Origin of the sequence: Tsukamurella sputi (assembly GCF_007858445.1) — a bacterium.
Lineage (GTDB): Bacteria > Actinomycetota > Actinomycetes > Mycobacteriales > Mycobacteriaceae > Tsukamurella > Tsukamurella sputi.
Map to the genome: position 1 here is coordinate 38,218 of NZ_VIGV01000007.1, position 20,569 is coordinate 58,786.

Sequence of the window (20,569 nt, forward strand, 5' to 3'; positions counted from 1 at the left end):
CGGATCCGGCGTCAGGCCACAGTGATCCCGGCGGCGGTGAACTCCGCCAGCGCGGCGCGGCTGGACTCCTCTGCGACGCCCGCGGTGTAGTCGGCGAGGACGCGCACCGTCAGGCCGGCGGCGAGGGCGTCGAGAGCGGTGGCCCGCACGCAGTAGTCGGTGGCGATGCCCACCACGTCGACCTGCGAGACGCCGTGCGCGGCGAGCCATTCCGCGAGTGAGGCGCCGTCGGCGTCATGCGCCTCGAAACCCGAGTAGGCCGCCGAGTAGGCGCCCTTGCTGAACACCGGCACGCGCAGCGGCAGCCGCAGGTTCGGGTGGAACTCCGCGCCGGCGGTACGCGCCCGGCAGTGCACCGGCCACGAATCCACGAAGTCCGGCGTCGCGGAGAAGTGCCCGCCCGGATCGATGTGCCAGTCCCGCGTCGCGACGATCAGCGGGTATGACTCCAGCAGGTCGTCGTGGATGCGCCGCGCCACCTGCGCGCCGCCCGCCACGACCAGCGAGCCGCCCTCGCAGAAATCGTTCTGCACGTCCACGACCACCAGCGCCGTCGTCATCGCTTCTCCTCGAACCGCGTCGGGATCGCGGGCTCGCCGTTCGACAGGCCCAGGCCCTCCCAGGGCAGCGTCACGAGCGCCTCGCGCAGGTGCGTGCGGGCGTCCTCCAGGCCGGGGAGCCCCTCGACCTGCTCGCCGGCGCGTACCAGCGGGATCTGCAGCGGCGTCGCGGTCAGGCGTGCGGGCACGGTCGGCGTGGCGCCGGGCCGGAAGAGCACCTCCTCGACGATGGTCCCGGTGCTCCGAGCGAGGCGTACCGCGCGTTTCTCGCCGCCCTGGGTCTCCTTGTGCGAGCTGCGCTTCGCCACCGGCATACCGTCGACCTCGACCAGCTTGTAGACCATCCCGGCCGTGGGCGCGCCGGATCCGGTGACCAGGGACGTGCCCACGCCGTAGACGTCGATGGGCTCCGCGCGCAGGGCGCCGATCGCGTACTCGTCGAGGTCGCCCGAGACGACGATCTTCGTCTTCGTGGCGCCCAGGCCGTCGAGCTGCGCGCGGACCTGCCGAGTGATGATGCCGAGGTCTCCGGAATCGATCCGGACCCCGCCGAGCTCCGGGCCCGCGGCGCGCACGGCGCGGTTCACGCCCTCCGTGATGTCGTAGGTGTCCACCAGCAGCGTCGTCCCCGGTCCCTGCGCGGCGACCTGGGCCGCGAACGCGGCCTCCTCGTCGGGCCCGTCCGGGCCGGTGTGCAGCAGGGTGAAGGCGTGCGCCGCGGTCCCGCCCGACGGGACGCCGTAGGTGCGGGCGGCCTCCATGTTGGACGTGGTCGCGAACCCCGCCAGGTACGCGGCCCGTGCGGAGGCCACGGCGGCGCGCTCGTGGGTGCGCCGCGAGCCCATCTCGATCAGCGGCCGGCCGGCGGCCGCGGAGACCATGCGGGCCGCCGCGGAGGCGATCGCGCTGTCGTGGTTGAGGATCGACAGGATCAGGGTCTCGAGGATCACGCCCTCGACGAAGCTCGCGCGCACCGTCAGGAGCGGCGACCCGGGGAAGTACAGCTCGCCCTCGCGGTAGCCGTCGATCTCGCCGGTGAAGCGGTAGTCCTTCAGCCAGGCCAGCGTCTCGGGATCGAGGAAGCGCTCGGCGACGGCGAGCTCGTCGGGCCCGAACCGGAAGCGACGGAGCTCGTCGAGCACGCGCGCGGTACCGGCCACGACGCCGTACCGGCGGCCCGCGGGCAGGCGTCGCGCGAAGACCTCGAAGACGCACGGACGGTGCGCGGTGCCGTCCTTGAGGGCCGCGGCCAGCATGGTCAGCTCGTACTGATCGGTGAGCAGGGCCGAGCTGCGCCAGGGGATGTCGGTCCCGTTTTCATCTACCGTCACACTGGGTACCCTAGAACCATGACCGACAGCAGCGCAGCGGCACCGGGAGGTCCCGGGGGCGGCGCCGCCCAGCCCGGCACGTCCGCGGTGCTCGAACGCAAGACCGACGAGGCGATCGACAAGCCCTGGGTCACGGTGGTCTGGGACGATCCCGTCAATCTCATGTCGTACGTGACCTTCGTGCTGCGCAAGCTCTTCGGCTACAGCACGGCCAAAGCCAAGGAACTGATGATGCAGGTGCACACCGAGGGGAAGGCCGTGGTCTCCACGGGCGACCGCGACAAGGTGGAGGCCGACGTCCGCAAGCTGCATGCGGCCGGTCTGTGGGCGACGATGCAGCGCGACGACTGAGTGCGTAACTGGCAGGTCAAGCGAGGCGTGCGCGGCGATGTCCGCTTCGTCTCGAAGATGGATCCGGAGGAGGTCGGCCTCGTCCGGTCCCTCGTCGGATCCCTGGTCGAGCTGTTCGACGAGCGGGAGGACTCGGCTCCGCACGACGATCTCGCCGAGCTGACCGGGCTGCGCACCGGGCATGCGGAGCCGCCGCAGGAGACCGTCCTGCAGCGTCTGCTGCCCGACTTCTACCGGGCCGACGCGAACGCCCCCGGGGCGGACGACGCACCGTCGGGCGAACTGGCGCGCGACCTCAACGGCGCCCTGCGCTCCCTCAACGAGCCCGAGGTCATCGACGCGAAGCGGGACGCCGCCCAGACCGTCCTGGCCACCCTGCCCGAGCGGGCCGGCACCGTCACCCTGACCGAGTCCGAGGCCCAGGACTGGCTGACCTGCATCAACGACCTGCGGCTCGCGCTGGGCACCCTGCTCGGCATCACCGCGGACCTGCCCGACGGGCCGTCCTCCGACGACCCCGGTCGCGCCGGCCACGTGGACGTCTACCACTGGCTGTCGGCGATGCTCGACGTGCTGGTCTCGGTGATGCTCGACCGCGAGGCGGAATAGCTCCGCGCCCCGTGCGGTTGTTCGGGGCGTGACCGAGACGGGCCTGACCATCCGGCGTGAGCTGGTGGAGAAGATGATCGCGCACGCGCGCCGCGACCACCCCGACGAGGCGTGCGGCGTCATCGCCGGACCGGAGGGCTCCGACCGTCCGGAGCGCCTGATCGAGATGCTCAACGCCGAGCGCTCGCCCACCTTCTACCGGTTCGACTCGGGCGAGCAGCTGCGCGTCTGGCGCGCCATGGACGAGGCCGGCGAGGAGCCGGTCGTCATCTACCACTCGCACACGGCCACCGAGGCCTACCCCTCCCGCACCGATGTGAGCTTCGCGTCCGAGCCGAACGCCCACTACGTGCTCATCTCGACCCGCGAGGAGCTCGGCCCCGATGCCGAGGTCCGCAGCTACCGCATCGTCGAGTCCGTGATCACCGAAGAGCCCGTCCACATCGAGGAGTCCTGATGTCCGTGACCGTGTCCATCCCCACCATCCTGCGGCCGCTCACCGGCGATCAGAAGCGCGTGCCCGCCGAGGGTACGACGCTCGCCGCCGTCATCGACGACCTCGAGACCCGGCACGCCGGGATCAGGGACCGGCTCGTCGCGGACGGAGCGCTGCACCGGTTCGTCAACGTTTACGTCGACGACGAGGACGTGCGGTTCACCGGCGGCCTGGACACCCCCGTCGCCGACGGCGGCACCGTCACGGTGTTGCCCGCCGTAGCCGGAGGATCGCGGTGAGTGCCGCGGTGCCGTCCCACCGTGCCCGCCTCGCCCGCCGCGCCGGTGGCTAGGTTCGGCTCGCTCCTCGAGTCCCTCGGCGGGACGCCGTTGGTCGGGCTGCCGCGCTTGTCTCCCCGCTGGGAGGAGGCCGACGGTGCGCCGCACGTGCGGCTGTGGGCCAAGCTCGAGGACCGCAACCCGACGGGGTCGATCAAGGACCGTCCGGCGTTGCGCATGATCACCGAGGCGGAGGAGGACGGCCGGCTGCGCCCGGGCGACACGATCCTCGAGCCGACGTCCGGGAACACCGGCATCAGCCTCGCGATGGCGGCGAAGCTGAAGGGCTACCGCCTGGTGTGCGTCATGCCGGAGAACACCTCCGCGGAGCGGCGACAGTTGCTCACCATGTACGGCGCCGAGATCGTCTCCTCGCCCGCCGCGGGCGGCTCCAACCGCGCCGTCGCCGAGGCGAAGAAGCTCGCCGCCGAGCACCCCGACTGGGTGATGCTCTACCAGTACGGCAACCCCGCGAACGCCCGCGCGCACTACACGGGCACCGGCCCCGAGTTGCTCGCCGACCTGCCGGAGATCACCCACTTCGTGGCCGGGCTCGGCACCACCGGCACGCTCATGGGCACCGGGCGCTACCTGCGCGAGCACGTCCCCGGAGTGCAGATCGTGGCGGCCGAGCCGCGCTACGGCGAGCTCGTCTACGGGCTGCGCAACCTGGACGAGGGCTTCGTGCCGGAGCTCTACGACGAGTCGGTGCTCACCCGCCGGTTCTCTGTGGGCTCCTACGACGCGGTGCGCCGGATGCGGCAGCTCATCGACGACGAGGGGATCTTCGCCGGGGTCTCCACGGGTGGCGTGCTGCACGCCACGCTCGGTGTCGCGCAGAAGGCGCTGGCGGCGGGGGAGCGGGCCGACGTGGCCTTCGTGGTCGCGGATGCGGGATGGAAGTATCTGTCGACCGGTGCGTACGACGGTACGTTGGAAGATGCGGAGGAGGCCCTCGACGGCCAGCTCTGGGCGTGACTGACGCACCCACCCGCCTCCGCTCGCGCGAGGAGGTCGCCATGACGGTTCCCAGCAACGACGAGCGCTCGCCCGTGCGGCGGGTGGCCGGCAGCACGGCGGGGAGGTCCGCCATCGCGATCGTCGTCTTCGTGGCGGTGCTGTGGCTGATCGAGGCCGTCGACTCCGTGGCGGGCAACTCCCTCGACCAGTGGGGCATCCATCCCCGCGAGAGCGGCGACGCCGTCCGCGGCATCGCGCTCGCGCCCTTGTTGCACGGCGGCTGGGAGCACCTGGCCGCCAACAGCCTTCCGGCGCTCATCCTCGGCTTCGTGGGACTGCTCGCCGGCGCGGGCCGATTCCTCCTCGCCACGGCGATCATCTGGCTGTTCTCCGGCGTGGGCGTGTGGATCACCGGCGGCGCGAACACCGTCGTGATCGGGCTGTCCGGCGTGCTGTTCGGTTGGATGACGTACCTCGCGGCACGGGGGTTGTTCACACGCAAGCCGCTCGACCTGATCGTCGGCGTGGTGCTCATGGTGCTCTACGGCGGCATGCTCTGGGGCGTCCTGCCCGGTCAGCCGGGAGTCTCCTGGCAGGCGCACCTGTGGGGCGCGGTCGGTGGCGTCCTCGCGGCGGTGCTCCTCGGGCGCCGCGCCCGCAGCGAGTCCGGACCTGGCAATTCTCATCAGGTCGGCGCGATTGCCTCGTGACGATCGCGCATCTGGCAGCATGTGCGTCATGCGTCTCACCATCCTCGGGTGTTCCGGCAGTGTCGGTGGTCCTCGGGCGGCCTGTTCGGGATACCTCTTGGAGGCGGACGGGCACGAGCCGGTCGTGATGGATTTCGGGCCCGGGGTGCTCGGTGAGTTGCAACAGCGCGTCGATCCGAACACCGCCACGGTGATGCTCTCGCACCTGCACGCCGACCACTGTCTCGATCTGCCCTCGCTCCTCGTGTGGCGCCGCTACCATCCGCAGCCCGCCTCGGGTCGCGCCCGGCTGATCGGTCCCGCGGACACTCCGGAGCGGATCGGGCGTGCGTCCGCGGAGACGGCGGCGATGCTCGACGACATCTCCGACACCTTCGACTTCTCCTCCTGGACGGAGGGGGAGGACCACGCGGTCGGCGGCTTCACCGTGCGGCCCTTCCGCATGTTCCATCCGCCCGAATCCCACGGCCTGCGGATCACCGCGCCGAGCGGGCGGGTACTCGCCTACACCGGTGACACGGGCGTCTGCGACAACCTCGTCGAGCTGGCCCGCGGCGCCGACGTGATGCTCGCGGAGGCGAGCTGGACGCACGATCCGGACAATCGTCCTGTCGGCGTGCACCTGTCGGGTGTGGAGGCGGGCCGGGCCGCGGCCGAGGCAGGCGTCGGGCGGCTGCTCCTCACGCACATCCCGCCCTGGACGTCGCGCGAGGCGGTGCTCGCCGAGGCCCGCTCCGTGTACGACGGTCCGGTCCATGCGGTCACCGGCGGCGACGTCTTCGAGCTGTAGCACCGCCGTCGGTCCGAGGCGATAGGCTGGGCGCGTGAGCAGACGCGCAGACGGCAGGGCCGACGACGAACTCCGCCCCGTGACCATCACCCGGGGATTCACCCAGAACCCCGCGGGCTCGGTGCTGGTGGAGTTCGGCAACACTAAGGTGCTGTGCACCGCGAGCGTCGAGCTGGGGGTGCCCGGCTGGCGCCGTGGCTCCGGCCAGGGCTGGTTGACCGCGGAGTACTCGATGCTCCCGGGCGCCACGCACGAGCGCAGCCGTCGTGAGTCCACCAAGGGCAAGGTCGGCGGCCGCACGCACGAGATCTCACGGCTCATCGGCCGGTCGCTGCGCGCCTGCATCGACCTCGCCGCGCTGGGCGAGAACACGATCGCCATCGACTGCGACGTGCTCCAGGCCGACGGCGGCACCCGCACCGCATCGATCACCGGTGCCTACGTGGCGCTGTGCGACGCCGTGACCTACCTCGGCGCCGCGGGCAAACTGACCGACCCGCAGCCGATCTCGTGCGCCATCGCCGCGGTCTCGGTGGGCGTCGTCGACGGCCGCGTCCGTCTCGACCTGCCCTACGAGGAGGACTCGCGCGCCGAGGTCGACATGAACGTCGTCGCCACGGACACCGGCACCCTCGTCGAGGTGCAGGGCACCGGCGAGGGCGCGACCTTCGCCCGCACCACCCTCGACTGGATGCTCGACTCCGCGATCGCGGGCACCGAGAAGCTGTTCGCGGTGCAGAAGGAGGCGCTCGCGGCGCCGTACCCCGGCGTGCTGCCGGAGTTCGAGGGCGAACAGAAGAAGAAGTTCGGGCAGTGACCCGGCTGCTCCTGGCCTCGCGGAACGCCAAGAAGCTCCGCGAGCTGCGCCAGGTCGTCGCGGACGCGGGCATCGTCGGGCTGGAGGTCGTCGGGCTCGACGAGGTCCCGCCCTTCGACGAACTGCCGGAGGACGCACCGTCGTTCGAGGGCAACGCCCTGATCAAGGCCCGGCAGGGGTACGAGCGCACCGGCCTGCCGTGCCTCGCCGACGACTCCGGGATCTGCGTCGACGCGCTGAACGGCATGCCGGGGGTGCTCTCGGCCCGCTGGTCCGGCCGCCACGGCGACGACGCGGCCAACACGGCGCTGCTTCTGGCGCAGCTCGCCGACGTGCCCGACGCGCGGCGCGGGGGAGAGTTCGTCTCGGCCTGCGCTCTCGTGGTCGGCACCGGTGAGACGACGGTGCGCGGCACCTGGCGCGGAGCGATCCTGCGGGAAGGGCGGGGCGAAGGCGGCTTCGGGTACGACCCGGTCTTCCTGCCGGAGGGCTCCGCGGTGACGGCCGCTGAAATGTCCGCGGACGAGAAGAACGCTGTGAGTCACCGTGCGCGAGCGTTGAGTTCGCTGGTGGAACCTCTCCGCGAGTTGGCGGCGCGCGTCCCCGAGTAGGTCCCCGCGGCACGGTATCGTGGCGTCGTGAACAGCAGACCGTCGGCGGGCCGCGGTGGCCGCGTGGCCATCGCGCTGCTGTCCGTGGTCGTGCTCGCCGTGACCGGCACGCTGTGGTGGAGCACCAATCTCGTGATCGGCGGATTCAACGTCTCCCGGGCCCTCGCCGAGGCCAAGGTCGCCAAGTCCAGCGGTGGGGCCAAGAACATCCTGCTGATGGGTCTGGACACCCGCAAGGACCAGAACGGCGACGACCTGCCTGCCGACGTCCTCAAGCAACTGCATGCCGGGACCAGCGACAACGGCGGCTACAACACGAACACCCTGATCCTCATGCACGTGCCCGCGGACGGGAAGAAGGTCACCGCCTTCTCCATTCCGCGCGATGACTACGTGAGCTTCGTCGGCGTCGACTCCCGGTCGAAGGGCAAGATCAAGGAGGCCTACGGCACCCGCAAGGCGGAGGTCGCGGACAAGCTCGCGGCCAAGGGCATCACGGACCGCAAGGACGTCGAGAGCAAGTCCCGCGAGTCCGCGCGCGCCGCGACCATCGCGACCGTCGGGAAGCTCGTCGGCGTGCCGATCGACCACTTCGCCGAGGTGAGCCTCGTCGGCTTCTACGACCTGGCGAAGACCCTCGGCGGCGTGGAGGTGTGCCTGAACAACCCGGTGCGCGACAGCTACTCCGGTGCGGCCTTCCCCGCCGGGCGCCAGAAGCTGAACGCGGCCCAGTCGCTCGCCTTCGTGCGGCAGCGGCACGGCCTGGCCGACGGCGACCTCGATCGCACGCATCGCCAGCAGGCGTTCATCGCCGGCGTCATGGTGCAGTTGCAGAAGCAGGGCGTCTTCGGGGACATCCGGAAGCTGCAGTCGCTCATCGCGGTGGCGCAGAAGGACGTCGTGGTCTCCGACGGATGGAATCTGCAGGAGTTCGCGCAGCAGGCCGGCCAGATCGCGGGTACCAACCTCACGTTCACGACGCTCCCCGTGCTCGGCTACTCGACGATCGACGAGCAGGCCGTGAACCTGGTGGACCCCAAGGCGATCCGCACCCAGGTGCAGAAGGCCTTCGGGCAGTCGGTGCCCGAGGGGGACTCGGACGAGTCGGCCTCGAGCACATCCACCGCCGGCGCGACGCCCGTCCCGAACCCGGTGGGCTACACGGCGCCGCGCGCCCCCGCCACCACGACGACGGCACCGTCGGCCACGGCCGGGCCGGTCCCGGACGCCGGGACCACGCTCCGCGGTGGCGAGATTCCCTGCGTCGACTGAGTCACGTGGCGGTAGCGTCACAGAGCGTTCCGATCCGACGAGTGTGAAGCAGGTGCAGATCATGGGTATGACCACGACCGGTGTTCGATTCGGGGCGGCGGTGCTCGCCGTCGCTGCGCTCACCCTGACCGGGTGCACGAAGCAGGGCGGCGATACCACCTGCGAGAACTACCAGAAGATGTCCGACGCGGATCAGCGTGAGCAGGTGACGAAGCTGTACAAGGACAAGCACAACGAGGAGCCCTCGGCGATCATCGTGAGCGGATTGCAGCAGCAGGCGATCGTCTACTGCAAGACCACGGGGAAGCCGGATTCGAAGATCAAGGAGATCCCGATCTCCTGATTCTCGACGACGAAAGGCGCCGACTCCCCGCAGGGAATCGGCGCCTTTCGTCGTACGGGCGGTCAGTACTGCGCGCAGGTGGAAGCGACCACACCGATCGTGTGATTGATCTTCCCCTCGTTCTGCGCGTAGTACGCCGCGAGCTGAGGGTTCTGCCGCCCCAGCTCGTGAATACGCGCCGTGCGCTCAGCCGGCGGCAGGGTGAGGATCCGCTCCGCCTCGGCTCGGCCGCCCGGGACCTGGTTCACGGCCGTGGCCGCCTCGGGTGCTACGGCCATCAGGGCGCGTTCCACCTGGCCGACGGTGCAGTTCGTCCCGGGGACGGGGTCCGACGGTGCCGCCTGCGCCATCGCGGCGGGGGCCAGGACGAGGGCGCCGGCTGCGCCGGTGGTAGCGGCGATCTTCCAACGAGTGAGCATGGTGTTCTCCTTTCGTCGTCGCCCGGTCGCATCGGTGGATGCCGGTCCGGGCCACCTCGCCGAACGTACCTGGGCCAAGCTGAAGTCAGCCGAAGAGAATTCATAGGCATTCACAGAAAAGGGATCCGTTGTGGCGGGGAATCGTGCTGTCGCCTGGATCTTTGTTCATGAGAATCGGTGAGGCGAATTCTCCGAAACAGTATCCTGTGTTGTGTTGTCTATTCCCGGGATTGCGTTGATCTGTGATAGCCGGGGCGAATCGGTTTCGTGTCGAGCGCTGTTTCCGCGTCGGGCCAACCGCGCTTTCCTGTCCCTGCACCGTCACGACCAGTGCCCTTCGTGATCCTTTGGGATATGTTAAACATCATGAATCATGGTCATCGGATGGGGGCTGCGGCAACCCTCTCCTTCACGTTGCCGCTCGTCGCGGGCGTACTCCAGTCCGGGGCGGGCGGTCTGACCGCTGGCCTCGTGTCGAACATCCGCATCGATCTCGTGCTGGTCGGCCTGGCTGTCATCGCGCTGGGCGGGCTCGGCCTCCTAGCGCTCGGCCGCGGCGCCGCGATCCTGGGTTCTGTCGCCTCGGTGGCGTTCGGGCTCTGCGACATCGGTCTCATGATCGCGGGTGCATCGTTCCTCGCGGCGATCACGGGTGGCGATGTGCCGGGATTCGCGGTCGGCCTCGGCCGGGTGATGATGCTCGTCCTGGCCTTCGGTGCGTTCGCCTTCCTGATCCGCCTCGCCAATTACGCTCCCGACACCGGGCCCGAGGTCGACGGCGCACCGTCGGGTGAGATGTAACAGTTCCGGGGCGCTGTGCACTCCTACCTGGCGCGACGGTCGTGGACCGCGGAGAGCACGTGGCCCTGGTACACAGGAGTGATGATTGACGAGCGTGGCTCTGCGCCGAAACGCCGCCGCACGTGGCCGTGGATCGTTGGCGGGCTGGTGCTGGCTGTCATAGCGTGGAGCATGAGCTGAGCGACTGCCGGTGACTCGCGGTCGTTCTTGATGAGGGCGCAGCCCACCGTCGACGTCGAACACGGGGCGGATGAAGCGACGACCTGCTGGGATACCCAGTGCGCCCGGGGAGACTTGAACTCCCACACCCGGAGGTACTGGAACCTAAATCCAGCGCGTCTGCCAATTCCGCCACGGGCGCGTGCGGCAGCGAACGATTCTGCTGCGGCGCAGGTCACGATACCGGTATTCGGACACGAGCGGGTTGACGGGTACCGTCGAGGGCGTGAAACGTCGTCGCCATCGTCCCGCGCTGATCGCGTTCGTGGCGATCGCGGCGGTGGCGTTCCTGGCTCTCGGCTGGTGGCAATGGGGCCGGTTCGAGTCCACCGCGGGATCCGCGCGCAACCTCGGCTACGCCCTGCAGTGGCCGTTGTTCGCCGTCGCGGCCGTGTGGGGTTACCGCAGGTTCGTGCAGCTCGAGGATGAGGCCGAGCTGCAGGACCGACTCGTCGCCGAGGCTGAAAGCGAGGGCCCGCCGCTCGCGGCGGAACCCGAGGCCACCGAGCCGCGTTCCGTGGCGAAGGCCGCGGCCACGCTCACCGCGATCCCCGAGGGCTTCCTGCCCAGCCGGGCCACGACCGCATCGTCGAACCCGGACACCGCACCGGACGATCCAGCGCACGACGAGTACAACAAGCTCCTCGCCGAACTGGCGGGCAGCGAGCACACCGAGGAGAAGAAGTGACCGACGCACCCGCGCCGACGGCGGAGAAGCTGGCGGCCAAGCGCCGCGGCCAGGTGGCCAGCGCGCTCAAGCGCTACCGGTTCATGGCGAACTTCACCGGCTACTTCCTGCTCATCCTCTGTGCCGAGATGATCTACAAGTACCTGCTGGCGCCCGCTTTCGACTGGCCGATCCCGGGCTGGCTCGGCTTCATCGCGATCATCCACGGCTGGGGCTACTTCATCTACCTCATCCTGACCCTGGACCTCGGCGTCAAGGTGCGCTGGCCGGCGCCGCGCTTCCTGTTGACGCTGCTCGCGGGAACCATTCCGCTGCTCGGCTTCTACTTCGAGAAGAAGAACTCCGACGAGATCCGGGCGAAGTTCGACCTGTAGGTCCGCGAGAGACGACGAACGCCGCCCGCTCCCCGAAGGGAGTGGGCGGCGTTCTCCGTGGGGGAGTGGCTCAGGCGTAGATCGCGGCCACGTCGTCGGCGTACTTGTCCATGACGATGTTGCGCTTGACCTTGAGCGTCGGGGTGAGCTCGCCGCCCTCGATGGTGAAGTCCGTGGCCAGCACACTCCACTTCTTCACCTGCTCGGCCTTGGAGACCAGCGAGTTCGCGGTGGCCACCGCGGAACCGATCTCGGCGAGCAGGGTCTCGTTCGTCGCCGCCTCCTCGAGCGTCATCCCGGCGGGCAGGCCGTGCGCCGAGAGCCACCCCGGCAGGGCCTCCTGGTCGAGGGTGATCAGCGCGCCGACGAAGGGCTGCTTGTCGCCGAGGAGCATGGCCTGCGAGACGAGCGGATGCTGGCGCAGCGCGTCCTCGGTCTGCGCCGGCGCGATGTTCTTGCCCGCCGCGGTCACCAGGATCTCCTTCTTGCGGCCCGTGATCGACAGGTAGCCGTCGGCGTCCAGGGAACCGAGATCGCCGGTGTGGAACCAGCCGTCCCGGAGAGCATCGGCAGTGGCCTCGGGCAGGCCCCAGTAGCCGCCGAAGACGACCGGGCCGCGGAGCAGGATCTCGCCGTCCTCGGCGATCGCCACCTCATTGCCGGGGACGGGCCGTCCGACGGTGCCGACCCGCTGCTCGGTGGGGGTGTTGCAGGTGATGGCGGCGCTGGTCTCGGAGAGGCCGTAGCCCTCGTAGACGGTCACGCCGGCACCGCGGAAGAAGTGGCCGAGGCGCGCGCCGAGCGGGGCGCCGCCCGAGACGGCACAGGTGCAGTTGCCGCCGAGCGCCTCGCGGAGCTTCGAGAAGACGAGCTTGTCGAAGAGGGCGTGCTTGAGCTTGAGCACGAGTCCCGCGCCGCCGGTCTCCTGGGCCTTGCTGAACTCGATCGCCGTCTCGACGGCGGCGTTGAAGATCTTGCCCTTGCCGCCCTCCTCGGCCTTGGCGCTCATCGTGTTGTAGACCTTCTCGAAGACCCGGGGCACGCTGAGGATGTACGTCGGCTTGAGCTCGCCGAACAGCCCGGTCAGGTTCGACAGGTCGGCCGTGTGGGCGACGCGGATCGAGTGCTGCACCGCGGCCACCGAGATCGCGCGGGCGAAGATATGGGCCAGTGGCAGGAACATCACCGTGCTGGCGTTCTTCCCGGCCATCGTGTCGAGGCCCTCGTGGATGGCGTCGTACTCGCTGAGCAGGTTGTCGTGCGTGAGCACCACGCCCTTCGGCTTGCCCGTGGTGCCCGACGTGTAGACCAGGGTCGCCTCCGCTGCGGCCTCGACGGCGGTCGCGCGGGCGAGGTAATCCTCGTCCGTGACACCGGCACCGTCGGCCACGAGGGCGTCGACGAGGCCCTCGTCGATCACCCACACCTGCGTGCCCGCGGGCACGCCCTCGGCGATTCGGTCGGCGGTCGCGCGCGAGTCCGTGATGAGCGCGATCGACGCGGAGTCGGTGAGGATGTGCTCGACCTGCGCGGCCGAGTTCGACTCGTAGACCGCCACCGTCGAACCGCCGACGGACCAGTTGGCGTAGTCCAGGAGGGCCCACTCGTAGCGCGTCGGGCTCATGATCGCGATGCGGGTGCCCGCTTCGACCCCGCGGGCGATCAGGCCCTTGCCGACGGCCGTGATCTGCTCGTTGAACTGCGCGGCGGTCACGGGTGACCAACCGGAACCGGACGGGCGCAGGAACAGTTCCGTCGACGGTGCCGACGCGGCCAGCTCGCGGACCCGGGTGGTCAGGTTGTCGGACGGTGCGTGGGTCCGGGTCGGTTCCGTGGACTCGATGCGCAACTTCATCTCCTCATACAGATAGTGGAATGCCCACAACCTATCGGAGGATGTCCGAATCCGATAGTGTTTCGCGTGCGCGACGGATACCGCATATGCTGGGGAAACAATGTCTGATGAATTCGGTGCTGAGAGCACCGCCCCCGCCGCCGTCGTCAACGACGCGCAGGCTCCGGAGAACGAAGCCGAACCCGTGACCTTCCTCGACCTCGGTATCGATGAGCGCGTCCTGCGCGCACTCGCCGAGGTCGGCTACGAGAACCCGTCGCCGATCCAGGCCGCGACCATCCCGCCGCTGCTCTCCGGCAGCGACGTCGTGGGCCTCGCGCAGACCGGCACCGGCAAGACCGCCGCGTTCGCCGTGCCGGTGCTGTCGAAGATCGACGGTGCGAGCCGCAAGCCGCAGGCGCTGGTGCTCGCGCCCACGCGCGAACTGGCGCTGCAGGTCTCCGAGGCCTTCGGCAAGTACGCCGTGCACATGCCCGACATCACGGTGCTGCCCATCTACGGCGGCCAGAGCTACGGCGTGCAGCTGAGCGGGCTGCGCCGCGGCGCCCAGATCATCGTCGGTACCCCCGGCCGCGTGATCGACCATCTCGCGAAGGGCACGCTCGACCTGTCGAACCTCGAGTTCCTGGTGCTCGACGAGGCCGACGAGATGCTCACCATGGGCTTCCAGGAGGACGTCGAGCGGATCCTCGCCGACACCCCGGAGTTCAAGCAGGTCGCGCTGTTCTCGGCCACGATGCCGCCGGCGATCCGCAAGATCTCCAAGAAGTACCTGCACGACCCGGTCGAGGTCACCGTCAAGGCGAAGACGGCCACCGCGTCGAACATCACGCAGCGCTACCTGCAGGTGGCCCACCAGCGCAAGCTGGACGCGCTCACCCGCCTCCTCGAGGTGGAGGAGTTCGACGGGATGATCATCTTCGTCCGCACGAAGTCGGCCACCGAGGAGCTCGCCGAGAAACTGCGCGCCCGCGGGCACGCGGCCGCCGCGATCAACGGCGACATCGTGCAGGCGCAGCGCGAGCGCACGATCGGCCAGCTCAAGGACGGCAAGATCGACATCCTCGTGGCCACCGACGTCGCGGCCCGCGGCCTCGACGTGGAGCGGATCAGCCACGTCGTGAACTACGACATCCCGCACGACACCGAGTCCTACGTGCACCGCATCGGCCGCACGGGCCGCGCCGGCCGCAAGGGCGACGCGCTGCTGTTCGTGACGCCCCGCGAGCGGCACCTGCTGCGCGCGATCGAGAAGGCCACCCGGCAGCCGCTCACCGAGATCGGCCTGCCATCGGTGGAGGACGTCAACGCGCACCGCGTGGAGAAGTTCGGCGAGTCGATCACAGAGAACCTCACCAACGACCACCTGCAGCTGTTCCGCCGCCTCATCGAGGACTACGTGGGCGCCAACGACGTGCCGCTGGTCGACGTGGCCGCTGCGCTCGCCCTGCAGTCGCGCGACGGTGCCTCGTTCCTGCTCAAGCCCGACCCGCCCGAGCGCGAGCGCAATGCGCGCGACCGCAAGGACCGGGACTTCGGCGACCGGGACTCGCGCCCCGCGCGCGGCCGGGACCGTGACCGGGATCGCGATCGTGAACCGTCGACCCACCGCAAGACGGGGCGGCCGATGGTGCCGTACCGGATCGCGGTCGGGAAGCGGCAGCACGCCACCCCGTCGCAGATCGTGGGCGCCATCGCCAACGAGGGCGGACTGCGCCGCAGCGACTTCGGGCACATCAGCATCCGGCCCGACCACAGCATCGTCGAACTGCCCGACGACCTGGGACGTGACGTCTTCGACGCGCTCGAGCGCACCCGGATCTCCGGCCAGCTGATCAACCTGGAACTCGACCCCGGCGCACCGTCGGGCAGGCCCAGCGCGGGTAAGTCGCGGTTCCGGGCGGGTCGCAAGCGTTGACGACCCGGTCGGTGTTCGCTGACAGATGTATTAACCTTTAGTCAAGGTGTAGCTCGAACCGGGCGCGCCGACTGTCGGTTGCAGCCGACCCGAGAGACTCGAGGAGCGCATGACCGCCGCCGGTGACCAGGGCGACGGCCCCGGTGGCCGTCGGGATCGCGTCGTTCGTCTGCTCCAGTACCTGGACGAGCTGATCCGGTCGCGCTCGGTCGTGGCGCGGGATCTCGATGACCACCTCGCCGTGCTCCCGCTGACCGGCGAGGGCGCGCTGACGGACAGCTGGGATGCCGACGCGAAGCCGGGCGCCACGATCTTCACGGTGCCGCGCGACGACGCCCCGGACTCGCCGCACGCGCGGCTCCTCCGGATCTTCGACGAGTTGGCCGATCACCCCGAATCGGTCGAGCTGGTGCTGGCCTCGGGGCTGCTCACCGCCCGCGACGGCGACACCGCCATCCGGGCGCACCTGCTGACGCAGCCGGTGCTGCTCGAACGCGATCGTCGGGGCAAGCGGCTGACGGTCGTGCTCCCGCGCGACTCCGTTCCCCGCGTCGAGGACTCGCTGCTGCTCGCCGGCCTCCCGTCGTTCGATCTGTCCGGCTCCGCCGAGCTGCAGACCGCGCTGCGGGAGAACGCGCGCACCGTGCTCGACCCCGCGTGCCAGGCGTTCACGGAGAAGTGGCTCGGCGCCGCCACCGAGGGCGGGGCGGCGCACATCGAGTTCGCGCCCGCGCTCCTGCTGCGCACCCGCGGCTCCGCGCCGCTCCTCGGGTTCTACGACGCCATGAAGGCCGACGTCGCCGATCCCGACCGGGACGTGCCGATCGGGTTGGCGCAGTTGGTCGAGGCCGTCAGTTCCGACGAGCGGATCCGGCAGCTCGCCGCGGACGGCGCGATGAGCCCGCTCGAGCTGCTCGACGAGGCCTACTACGTACTGCCCTCGAACGTCGAGCAGCGGGACATCCTCGCGCACATGGGCGCCGATTCCGGCGTCGTCGTGGAGGGGCCGCCCGGCACCGGCAAGACGCACACCATCGCGAACCTGCTCGCCGCGCTCCTGGCCAAGGGGCAGCGGGTCCTCGTCGTCTCGGAGAAGGCCCAGGCCCTCGCCGTGCTCGAGGAGAAGCTGCCGCCCGACGTGCGCCAGCTCGTCGTCTCCGTCACCGACGTCACCAAGGACGGCTCCGCCTCGCTCGCGGCGTCCGTCACCGAGATCGCCACGCGCAAGTCCACCTATTCCGAGGCCCTCGCCGACGCCGAGATCCGCGACCTGCGCGCCAAGCGGGACCGGGCCGTCGAGCGGCGCGAGGAACTCGTCCGCCAGGTCTGGTCGCTGCGCACCGCCGAGAGCGAGGACTCCGACTGGGTGGCCTCCGCCTACTCGGGCAAGCCCGCCGAGATCGTGGCCCAGGTCCGACGGGACGCCGACAAGTACTCCTGGCTGCCGGGGCCGGTCGACGGCGCCGTACCGCCGCTCGACACCCGCGAGTTCGACCGGCTCATCGCGCTGCTCCGCCGCAACGACGAGCTGTTCTCCCGTCGTCTGGCCCACAACCTGCCGGACCTGTCCGAGATCCCCGACGCGGACGACCTCGAGTCGCTCTGCGCGACCCTCGCCGATTCGCCGCTCGCCGGAGCCGAGAGCGGCGCCCTGACGCACGTCCTCGGCGGCGTCGACGCCGACCGGCTGACGGTGATCCGCGCCCGGGCGGACCTGATCCACGAGCTCGTCGATCGGGTGCGCAGGTACCCGCCGTCGGCGCAGCTGCTCGCCGAGGACATGCTCATCGGCGACCGGGCCCACCTCGCGACGCGGCTGACCGGGCTCGAGGAGCAGATCGCCACCGCACGCAACGCCGACGGCGAGCTCGAGGGCGTCGTGGTCGAGCTCAGCGACACCCCGGATGCGAACGATCGCGCCGCGATCGACGACTACGCGCGCTACCTCGCGATGGGCAACGAGCCGCGCAAGCGGTTCCGCAAGCCCGAGCAGAAGCAGTTCGAGGAGACCGGCCTCGGCATCGTCGTCGACGGTGTCGAGGGCGCCGACAAGGCGCATCTGCGGGCCGCCTCCCAGCACCTCAAGGTGGAGGACGTCATCGGCCGCGTGGGCGACGTGCTGCGCGCCCTCGGGCTGGAGGCGCCCGCCACCGACCCGTCGGGACGGACGTCCACCCGCAGCCGCAGCGAGCGGCTCAGCCAGGCGGCCGACCAACTCCTGCGGGCGCGCACCGTCGTGCGGCTCGTGGCGGAGCGGGACCGCCTGGTCGAAGCGATGCAGGCCCTCTCCGAGCACGCGCCGCGCCCCAAGGACCTCGCCGAGACAGACAGCACCGCCCGCCAGGTGATCGCGATCTCCGCGGCGGCCGGTGCCCGGGACGCGCACAGCAGGCTGGACGCCGTGCGGGTCCAGGTCCAGGAGATCGTCGAGCGCGGGCCCTCACCCGAGGGTGACGCCCTCGTCGCCGCGCTGCGCCAGTACCGGTACGGACCGATCCGCGACGCCCGTCGTGCCTGGGACGCGGCCCGTGCCGACCGGGACGACCGTGGCGCGCTCGATCTGCTCGCGCTGCGCCTGCGCACCAAGGCGCCCGCTCTCTTCGACCTCGTCGCCCGCACCGCGGACGACCCCGTGTGGGACGTGCGGGTGCCCGAGCTGGCCGCCGCCTGGTCGTGGCGCCGGGCGGTCTCCTGGGCCGCCTCGCGCGTGCACCCCGGCGACGACGCCCAGCTCGAGGCCGATCTGCAGGCCGCCGAGCAGGACGTCGCGCACTACACCACCCGCATCGCGACGGCGAGCGCGTGGCGGCAGTGCCTGCGCCGCATGACCTTCGACGAGATCCAGGCGCTGCACGCCTATCGCGATCACGTCGCCTCGATCGGACGCGGCTCCGGCCGGCACGCGGAGCGGTTCCGCGTCGCGGCGCGCGAGGCCATGCGCCAGGCGCAGTCCGCCGTCCCCGCCTGGATCATGCCGATCTCGCAGGTCGTCGCGTCGATCTCGCCGGAGCGCAACGCCTTCGACGTGGTGATCGTCGACGAGGCCAGCCAGGCCGACATCACGAGCTCCTTCCTGCTCTGGCTCGCGCCGCGCGTGATCGTCGTGGGCGACGAGAACCAGTGCGCGCCCTCGTCGTTCACCGGCGTCAACCTCGACGACGTCTTCGCCCGGCTCGATGCGCAGCTGCCCGACATCCCGCCGTATCTGCGGGACTCGCTCACGCCGCGCTCCAGCCTGTTCACGTTGCTCCGCACGCGGTTCGGGCACACCGTCCGGCTGCGCGAGCACTTCCGGTGCATGCCGGAGATCATCGACTTCTCCTCGCGCCAGTTCTACAGCGACGCCCCGCTGATCCCGGTGCGGCACTACGGCGCCGACCGCCCCGTCCCGCTCCGCGTGACGCACGTGCCGAAGGCGAAGGTCGTGGGCGAGGGCGCCCGGATCAGCAACCCGACGGAGGCGCAGGCCATCGTCGACCAGCTGGTGCGGTGCTTCGCCGACCCGCTGTACGCCGGGCGCACCTTCGGCGTCATCGCGCTGCAGGGCCAGGGCCAGGTCGACGAGCTCTACCGGCGCCTGCGCGAATCGATCGACCCCGACGAATGGGACGCCCGCCGCCTGCGCGTGGGCACGCCGCCCGATTTCCAGGGCGACGAGCGGGACGTGATGATGCTGTCCATGGTCGTCGCACCGGACTACCGCTTCCGCGCCCTGACCGGCCGCGACTTCCAGCGCCGCTTCAACGTGGCCGCGTCCCGGGCGCGGGATCAGATGTGGCTGTTCACCTCGGTCGACGAGTCCGACCTCAAGAGCGCCGATCTGCGGGCGTCGTTGCTGCGCTACGTCACCCGCGCCGATGTCGAGGTGGCGCAACCGATGCCGGTGGACGTGCCGGCGGACCGTCGCGTCGAGCCCTTCGACAACCTCTTCGAGCAGCAGGTCTTCGCACGGCTGCGCGACATGGGCTACCACGTCAACCCGAAGGTCGTGGTGAACAACCGCGCCATCGACCTCGTGGTCACCGGAGAGCAGGGCAAGCTCGCGGTCGAGTGCGACAGTGCGGATTTCGCGTCGACGCCCGAGCAGGCCCGGTCCGACATCGAGCGGGAACGGGAGCTGCGACGGTGCGGCTGGGAGTTCGTCCGCGTCCGCGAGTCGGTCTACGCCACGGACCCCGACGCCGCGATGGCGGTCGTGGTGAAGGCGCTGGACCGCCGCGGCGTGCACCCGCTGACCCTGCAGCGCGCGCTCACCGTCGGTGAGCGCGCCTCCGACGGGTCCGTGGAGGTGTGGGAACCCGTCGGGCTCGACATCGACACGGAGTAGCGAGGGCAGCGCCGCGGATGGTCAGGAGCGGGAGTACTCCGAAGCGCGGCGCACCAGGTCGGGATCCGGACGCACACCCGTGTACAGCACGAATTGCTCCGCGGCCTGCAGCGCGATGACCTCGGCGCCGGTGATGACCCTCGCCCCGGCGGCACGCCCCGCACGGATCAGCGGGGTCTCGGGCGGCATCGCGACCACGTCGAAGACGGTGTCCGCCGCGTCGATCAGCGGCGCGGGGAAGGAGAGGTCGTCGGCCGCGGGGCCGCCCTCCATGCCGACCGGCGTCGCGTTGACCAGGACCCGCGAGGCGTCGGGCGGCGCGCTCGCGTGGCGGAAGCCGTAGAGCCCCGCGAGCGCGGAGCCGGTCTCCGCGTTCCGCGCGACGACGGTGACGTCGGTGCAGCCGTGATCGCGGAGCGCGGCCACGACGGCCTTCGCCATCCCGCCCGAACCGCGCACCGCGACGGGCGATGCCGGATCGACGCCGTGCGAGCGCAGGAGCGATGCGACAGCGGCGTAGTCGGTGTTGTGGGCGTGCAGCACACCGTCCTCGTTGACGATCGTGTTCACCGAGTCGATGGCCGTCGCCGACGGTTCCATCACGTCGGCCAGGTCGATGACGGCCTCCTTGAAGGGCATCGAGATCGCGCAGCCCCGGATCCCGAGCGCTCGGACGCCGCCGATCGCCGCGGGGAGGTCGGTCGTGCTGAAGGCCTTGTAGATGTAGTTCAGCCCCAGCTCGCGGTACAGGTAGTTGTGGAACCGGGTGCCGATGCTGCTGGGCCGGCCGGACAGCGACATGCAGAGCACGGTGTCGCGGTCCGGCATCGCGATCGAATC

General features: G+C 70.4%; 21 protein-coding genes and 1 tRNA gene. 16 read left to right on the top strand and 6 right to left on the bottom strand.

The window, feature by feature from the left end; translation table 11 throughout:
- Positions 1–11: 11 nt before the first annotated feature.
- Both FK268_RS18250 and FK268_RS18255 read right to left on the bottom strand, forming a co-directional pair.
- Positions 12–560, bottom strand: coding sequence for an isochorismatase family protein (locus FK268_RS18250; RefSeq protein ID WP_146436664.1), 549 nt, complete (start codon positions 558–560; stop codon positions 12–14).
- Positions 557–1,816 carry a nicotinate phosphoribosyltransferase gene (locus tag FK268_RS18255; protein ID WP_231707148.1) on the bottom strand — a complete coding sequence of 420 codons (1,260 nt, stop codon included), beginning with the start codon at positions 1,814–1,816 and terminating at the stop codon, positions 557–559. Before FK268_RS18255 ends, FK268_RS18250 begins: the two co-directional genes overlap by 4 nt.
- Before the next feature lie 93 nt (positions 1,817–1,909).
- Between FK268_RS18255 and clpS the strand changes: the two genes are divergently transcribed.
- From clpS to FK268_RS18310, 11 genes are all read left to right on the top strand, one after another.
- Positions 1,910–2,242 (top strand): ATP-dependent Clp protease adapter ClpS, encoded by a 333-nt coding sequence (gene clpS / locus FK268_RS18260; protein ID WP_146436666.1) that lies wholly within the window; start codon positions 1,910–1,912, stop codon positions 2,240–2,242.
- On the top strand, positions 2,243–2,851 hold the full coding sequence (locus FK268_RS18265; RefSeq protein WP_146436668.1) for a DUF2017 domain-containing protein: 609 nt from the start codon (positions 2,243–2,245) through the stop codon (positions 2,849–2,851).
- 28 nt (positions 2,852–2,879) lie between these two features.
- Entirely contained in the window at positions 2,880–3,308 is a 429-nt protein-coding gene (locus FK268_RS18270; RefSeq protein ID WP_269434236.1) for a M67 family metallopeptidase, read from the top strand.
- Positions 3,308–3,586 carry a MoaD/ThiS family protein gene (locus tag FK268_RS18275; protein ID WP_146436670.1) on the top strand — a complete coding sequence of 93 codons (279 nt, stop codon included), beginning with the start codon at positions 3,308–3,310 and terminating at the stop codon, positions 3,584–3,586. Before FK268_RS18270 ends, FK268_RS18275 begins: the two co-directional genes overlap by 1 nt.
- A gap of 45 nt (positions 3,587–3,631) precedes the next feature.
- Positions 3,632–4,603: a PLP-dependent cysteine synthase family protein gene (locus FK268_RS18280; RefSeq protein WP_146436803.1), complete on the top strand. Its 972-nt coding sequence runs from the start codon at positions 3,632–3,634 to the stop codon at positions 4,601–4,603.
- Positions 4,604–4,644: 41 nt separating this feature from the next.
- Positions 4,645–5,295, top strand: a complete 651-nt coding sequence (locus FK268_RS18285) for a rhomboid family intramembrane serine protease (RefSeq protein ID WP_146436672.1) — start codon at positions 4,645–4,647, stop codon at positions 5,293–5,295.
- Positions 5,296–5,323: 28 nt separating this feature from the next.
- Complete coding sequence (locus FK268_RS18290) at positions 5,324–6,085, top strand: cyclic nucleotide-degrading phosphodiesterase (RefSeq protein WP_146436674.1); 762 nt, start codon at positions 5,324–5,326, stop codon at positions 6,083–6,085.
- 34 nt (positions 6,086–6,119) lie between these two features.
- Complete coding sequence (gene rph, locus FK268_RS18295; protein ID WP_068536789.1) at positions 6,120–6,902, top strand: ribonuclease PH; 783 nt, start codon at positions 6,120–6,122, stop codon at positions 6,900–6,902.
- Positions 6,899–7,513 carry a non-canonical purine NTP pyrophosphatase gene (locus tag FK268_RS18300; protein ID WP_146436676.1) on the top strand — a complete coding sequence of 205 codons (615 nt, stop codon included), beginning with the start codon at positions 6,899–6,901 and terminating at the stop codon, positions 7,511–7,513. The genes rph and FK268_RS18300 overlap by 4 nt, the downstream gene beginning before the upstream one ends.
- Positions 7,514–7,540: 27 nt before the next feature.
- The gene (locus FK268_RS18305; RefSeq protein WP_146436678.1) at positions 7,541–8,785 is read left to right on the top strand and encodes an LCP family protein; all 1,245 of its coding nucleotides are present in this window, start codon (positions 7,541–7,543) and stop codon (positions 8,783–8,785) included.
- A gap of 61 nt (positions 8,786–8,846) precedes the next feature.
- Entirely contained in the window at positions 8,847–9,128 is a 282-nt protein-coding gene (locus FK268_RS18310) for a hypothetical protein (protein WP_158636151.1), read from the top strand.
- A 62-nt stretch (positions 9,129–9,190) separates the two neighbouring features.
- Here the strand turns inward: FK268_RS18310 and FK268_RS18315 are convergent, their stop codons facing one another.
- Positions 9,191–9,547: a hemophore-related protein gene (locus tag FK268_RS18315; protein ID WP_146436682.1), complete on the bottom strand. Its 357-nt coding sequence runs from the start codon at positions 9,545–9,547 to the stop codon at positions 9,191–9,193.
- A gap of 366 nt (positions 9,548–9,913) precedes the next feature.
- On the opposite strand from FK268_RS18315, the gene FK268_RS18320 reads away from it, so the two are divergent.
- A complete protein-coding gene (locus tag FK268_RS18320; RefSeq protein ID WP_158636152.1) occupies positions 9,914–10,348 on the top strand; it encodes a hypothetical protein in 435 nt (144 codons plus the stop codon).
- Between the two features lie 279 nt (positions 10,349–10,627).
- On the opposite strand, the gene FK268_RS18325 is transcribed toward FK268_RS18320, so the two are convergent.
- Positions 10,628–10,709: transfer RNA gene (locus tag FK268_RS18325), tRNA-Leu, on the bottom strand.
- Between the two features lie 84 nt (positions 10,710–10,793).
- On the opposite strand from FK268_RS18325, the gene FK268_RS18330 reads away from it, so the two are divergent.
- Together FK268_RS18330 and FK268_RS18335 are read left to right on the top strand one after the other, a co-directional pair.
- Positions 10,794–11,255 carry a transcriptional regulator gene (locus FK268_RS18330; RefSeq protein WP_146436686.1) on the top strand — a complete coding sequence of 154 codons (462 nt, stop codon included), beginning with the start codon at positions 10,794–10,796 and terminating at the stop codon, positions 11,253–11,255.
- The gene (locus FK268_RS18335) at positions 11,252–11,629 is read left to right on the top strand and encodes a DUF3817 domain-containing protein (RefSeq protein ID WP_231707139.1); all 378 of its coding nucleotides are present in this window, start codon (positions 11,252–11,254) and stop codon (positions 11,627–11,629) included. Before FK268_RS18330 ends, FK268_RS18335 begins: the two co-directional genes overlap by 4 nt.
- A gap of 70 nt (positions 11,630–11,699) precedes the next feature.
- On the opposite strand, the gene FK268_RS18340 is transcribed toward FK268_RS18335, so the two are convergent.
- On the bottom strand, positions 11,700–13,478 hold the full coding sequence (locus tag FK268_RS18340) for an AMP-dependent synthetase/ligase (RefSeq protein WP_146436688.1): 1,779 nt from the start codon (positions 13,476–13,478) through the stop codon (positions 11,700–11,702).
- A 106-nt stretch (positions 13,479–13,584) separates the two neighbouring features.
- Between FK268_RS18340 and FK268_RS18345 the strand changes: the two genes are divergently transcribed.
- Complete coding sequence (locus FK268_RS18345) at positions 13,585–15,402, top strand: DEAD/DEAH box helicase (protein ID WP_231707140.1); 1,818 nt, start codon at positions 13,585–13,587, stop codon at positions 15,400–15,402.
- A gap of 109 nt (positions 15,403–15,511) precedes the next feature.
- On the top strand, positions 15,512–19,729 hold the full coding sequence (locus tag FK268_RS18350; protein ID WP_146436690.1) for a PDDEXK-like endonuclease domain-containing protein: 4,218 nt from the start codon (positions 15,512–15,514) through the stop codon (positions 19,727–19,729).
- Positions 19,730–19,750: 21 nt separating this feature from the next.
- Here the strand turns inward: FK268_RS18350 and FK268_RS18355 are convergent, their stop codons facing one another.
- Entirely contained in the window at positions 19,751–20,557 is an 807-nt protein-coding gene (locus FK268_RS18355; protein ID WP_438696003.1) for a shikimate 5-dehydrogenase, read from the bottom strand.
- Positions 20,558–20,569 lie beyond the last annotated feature (12 nt).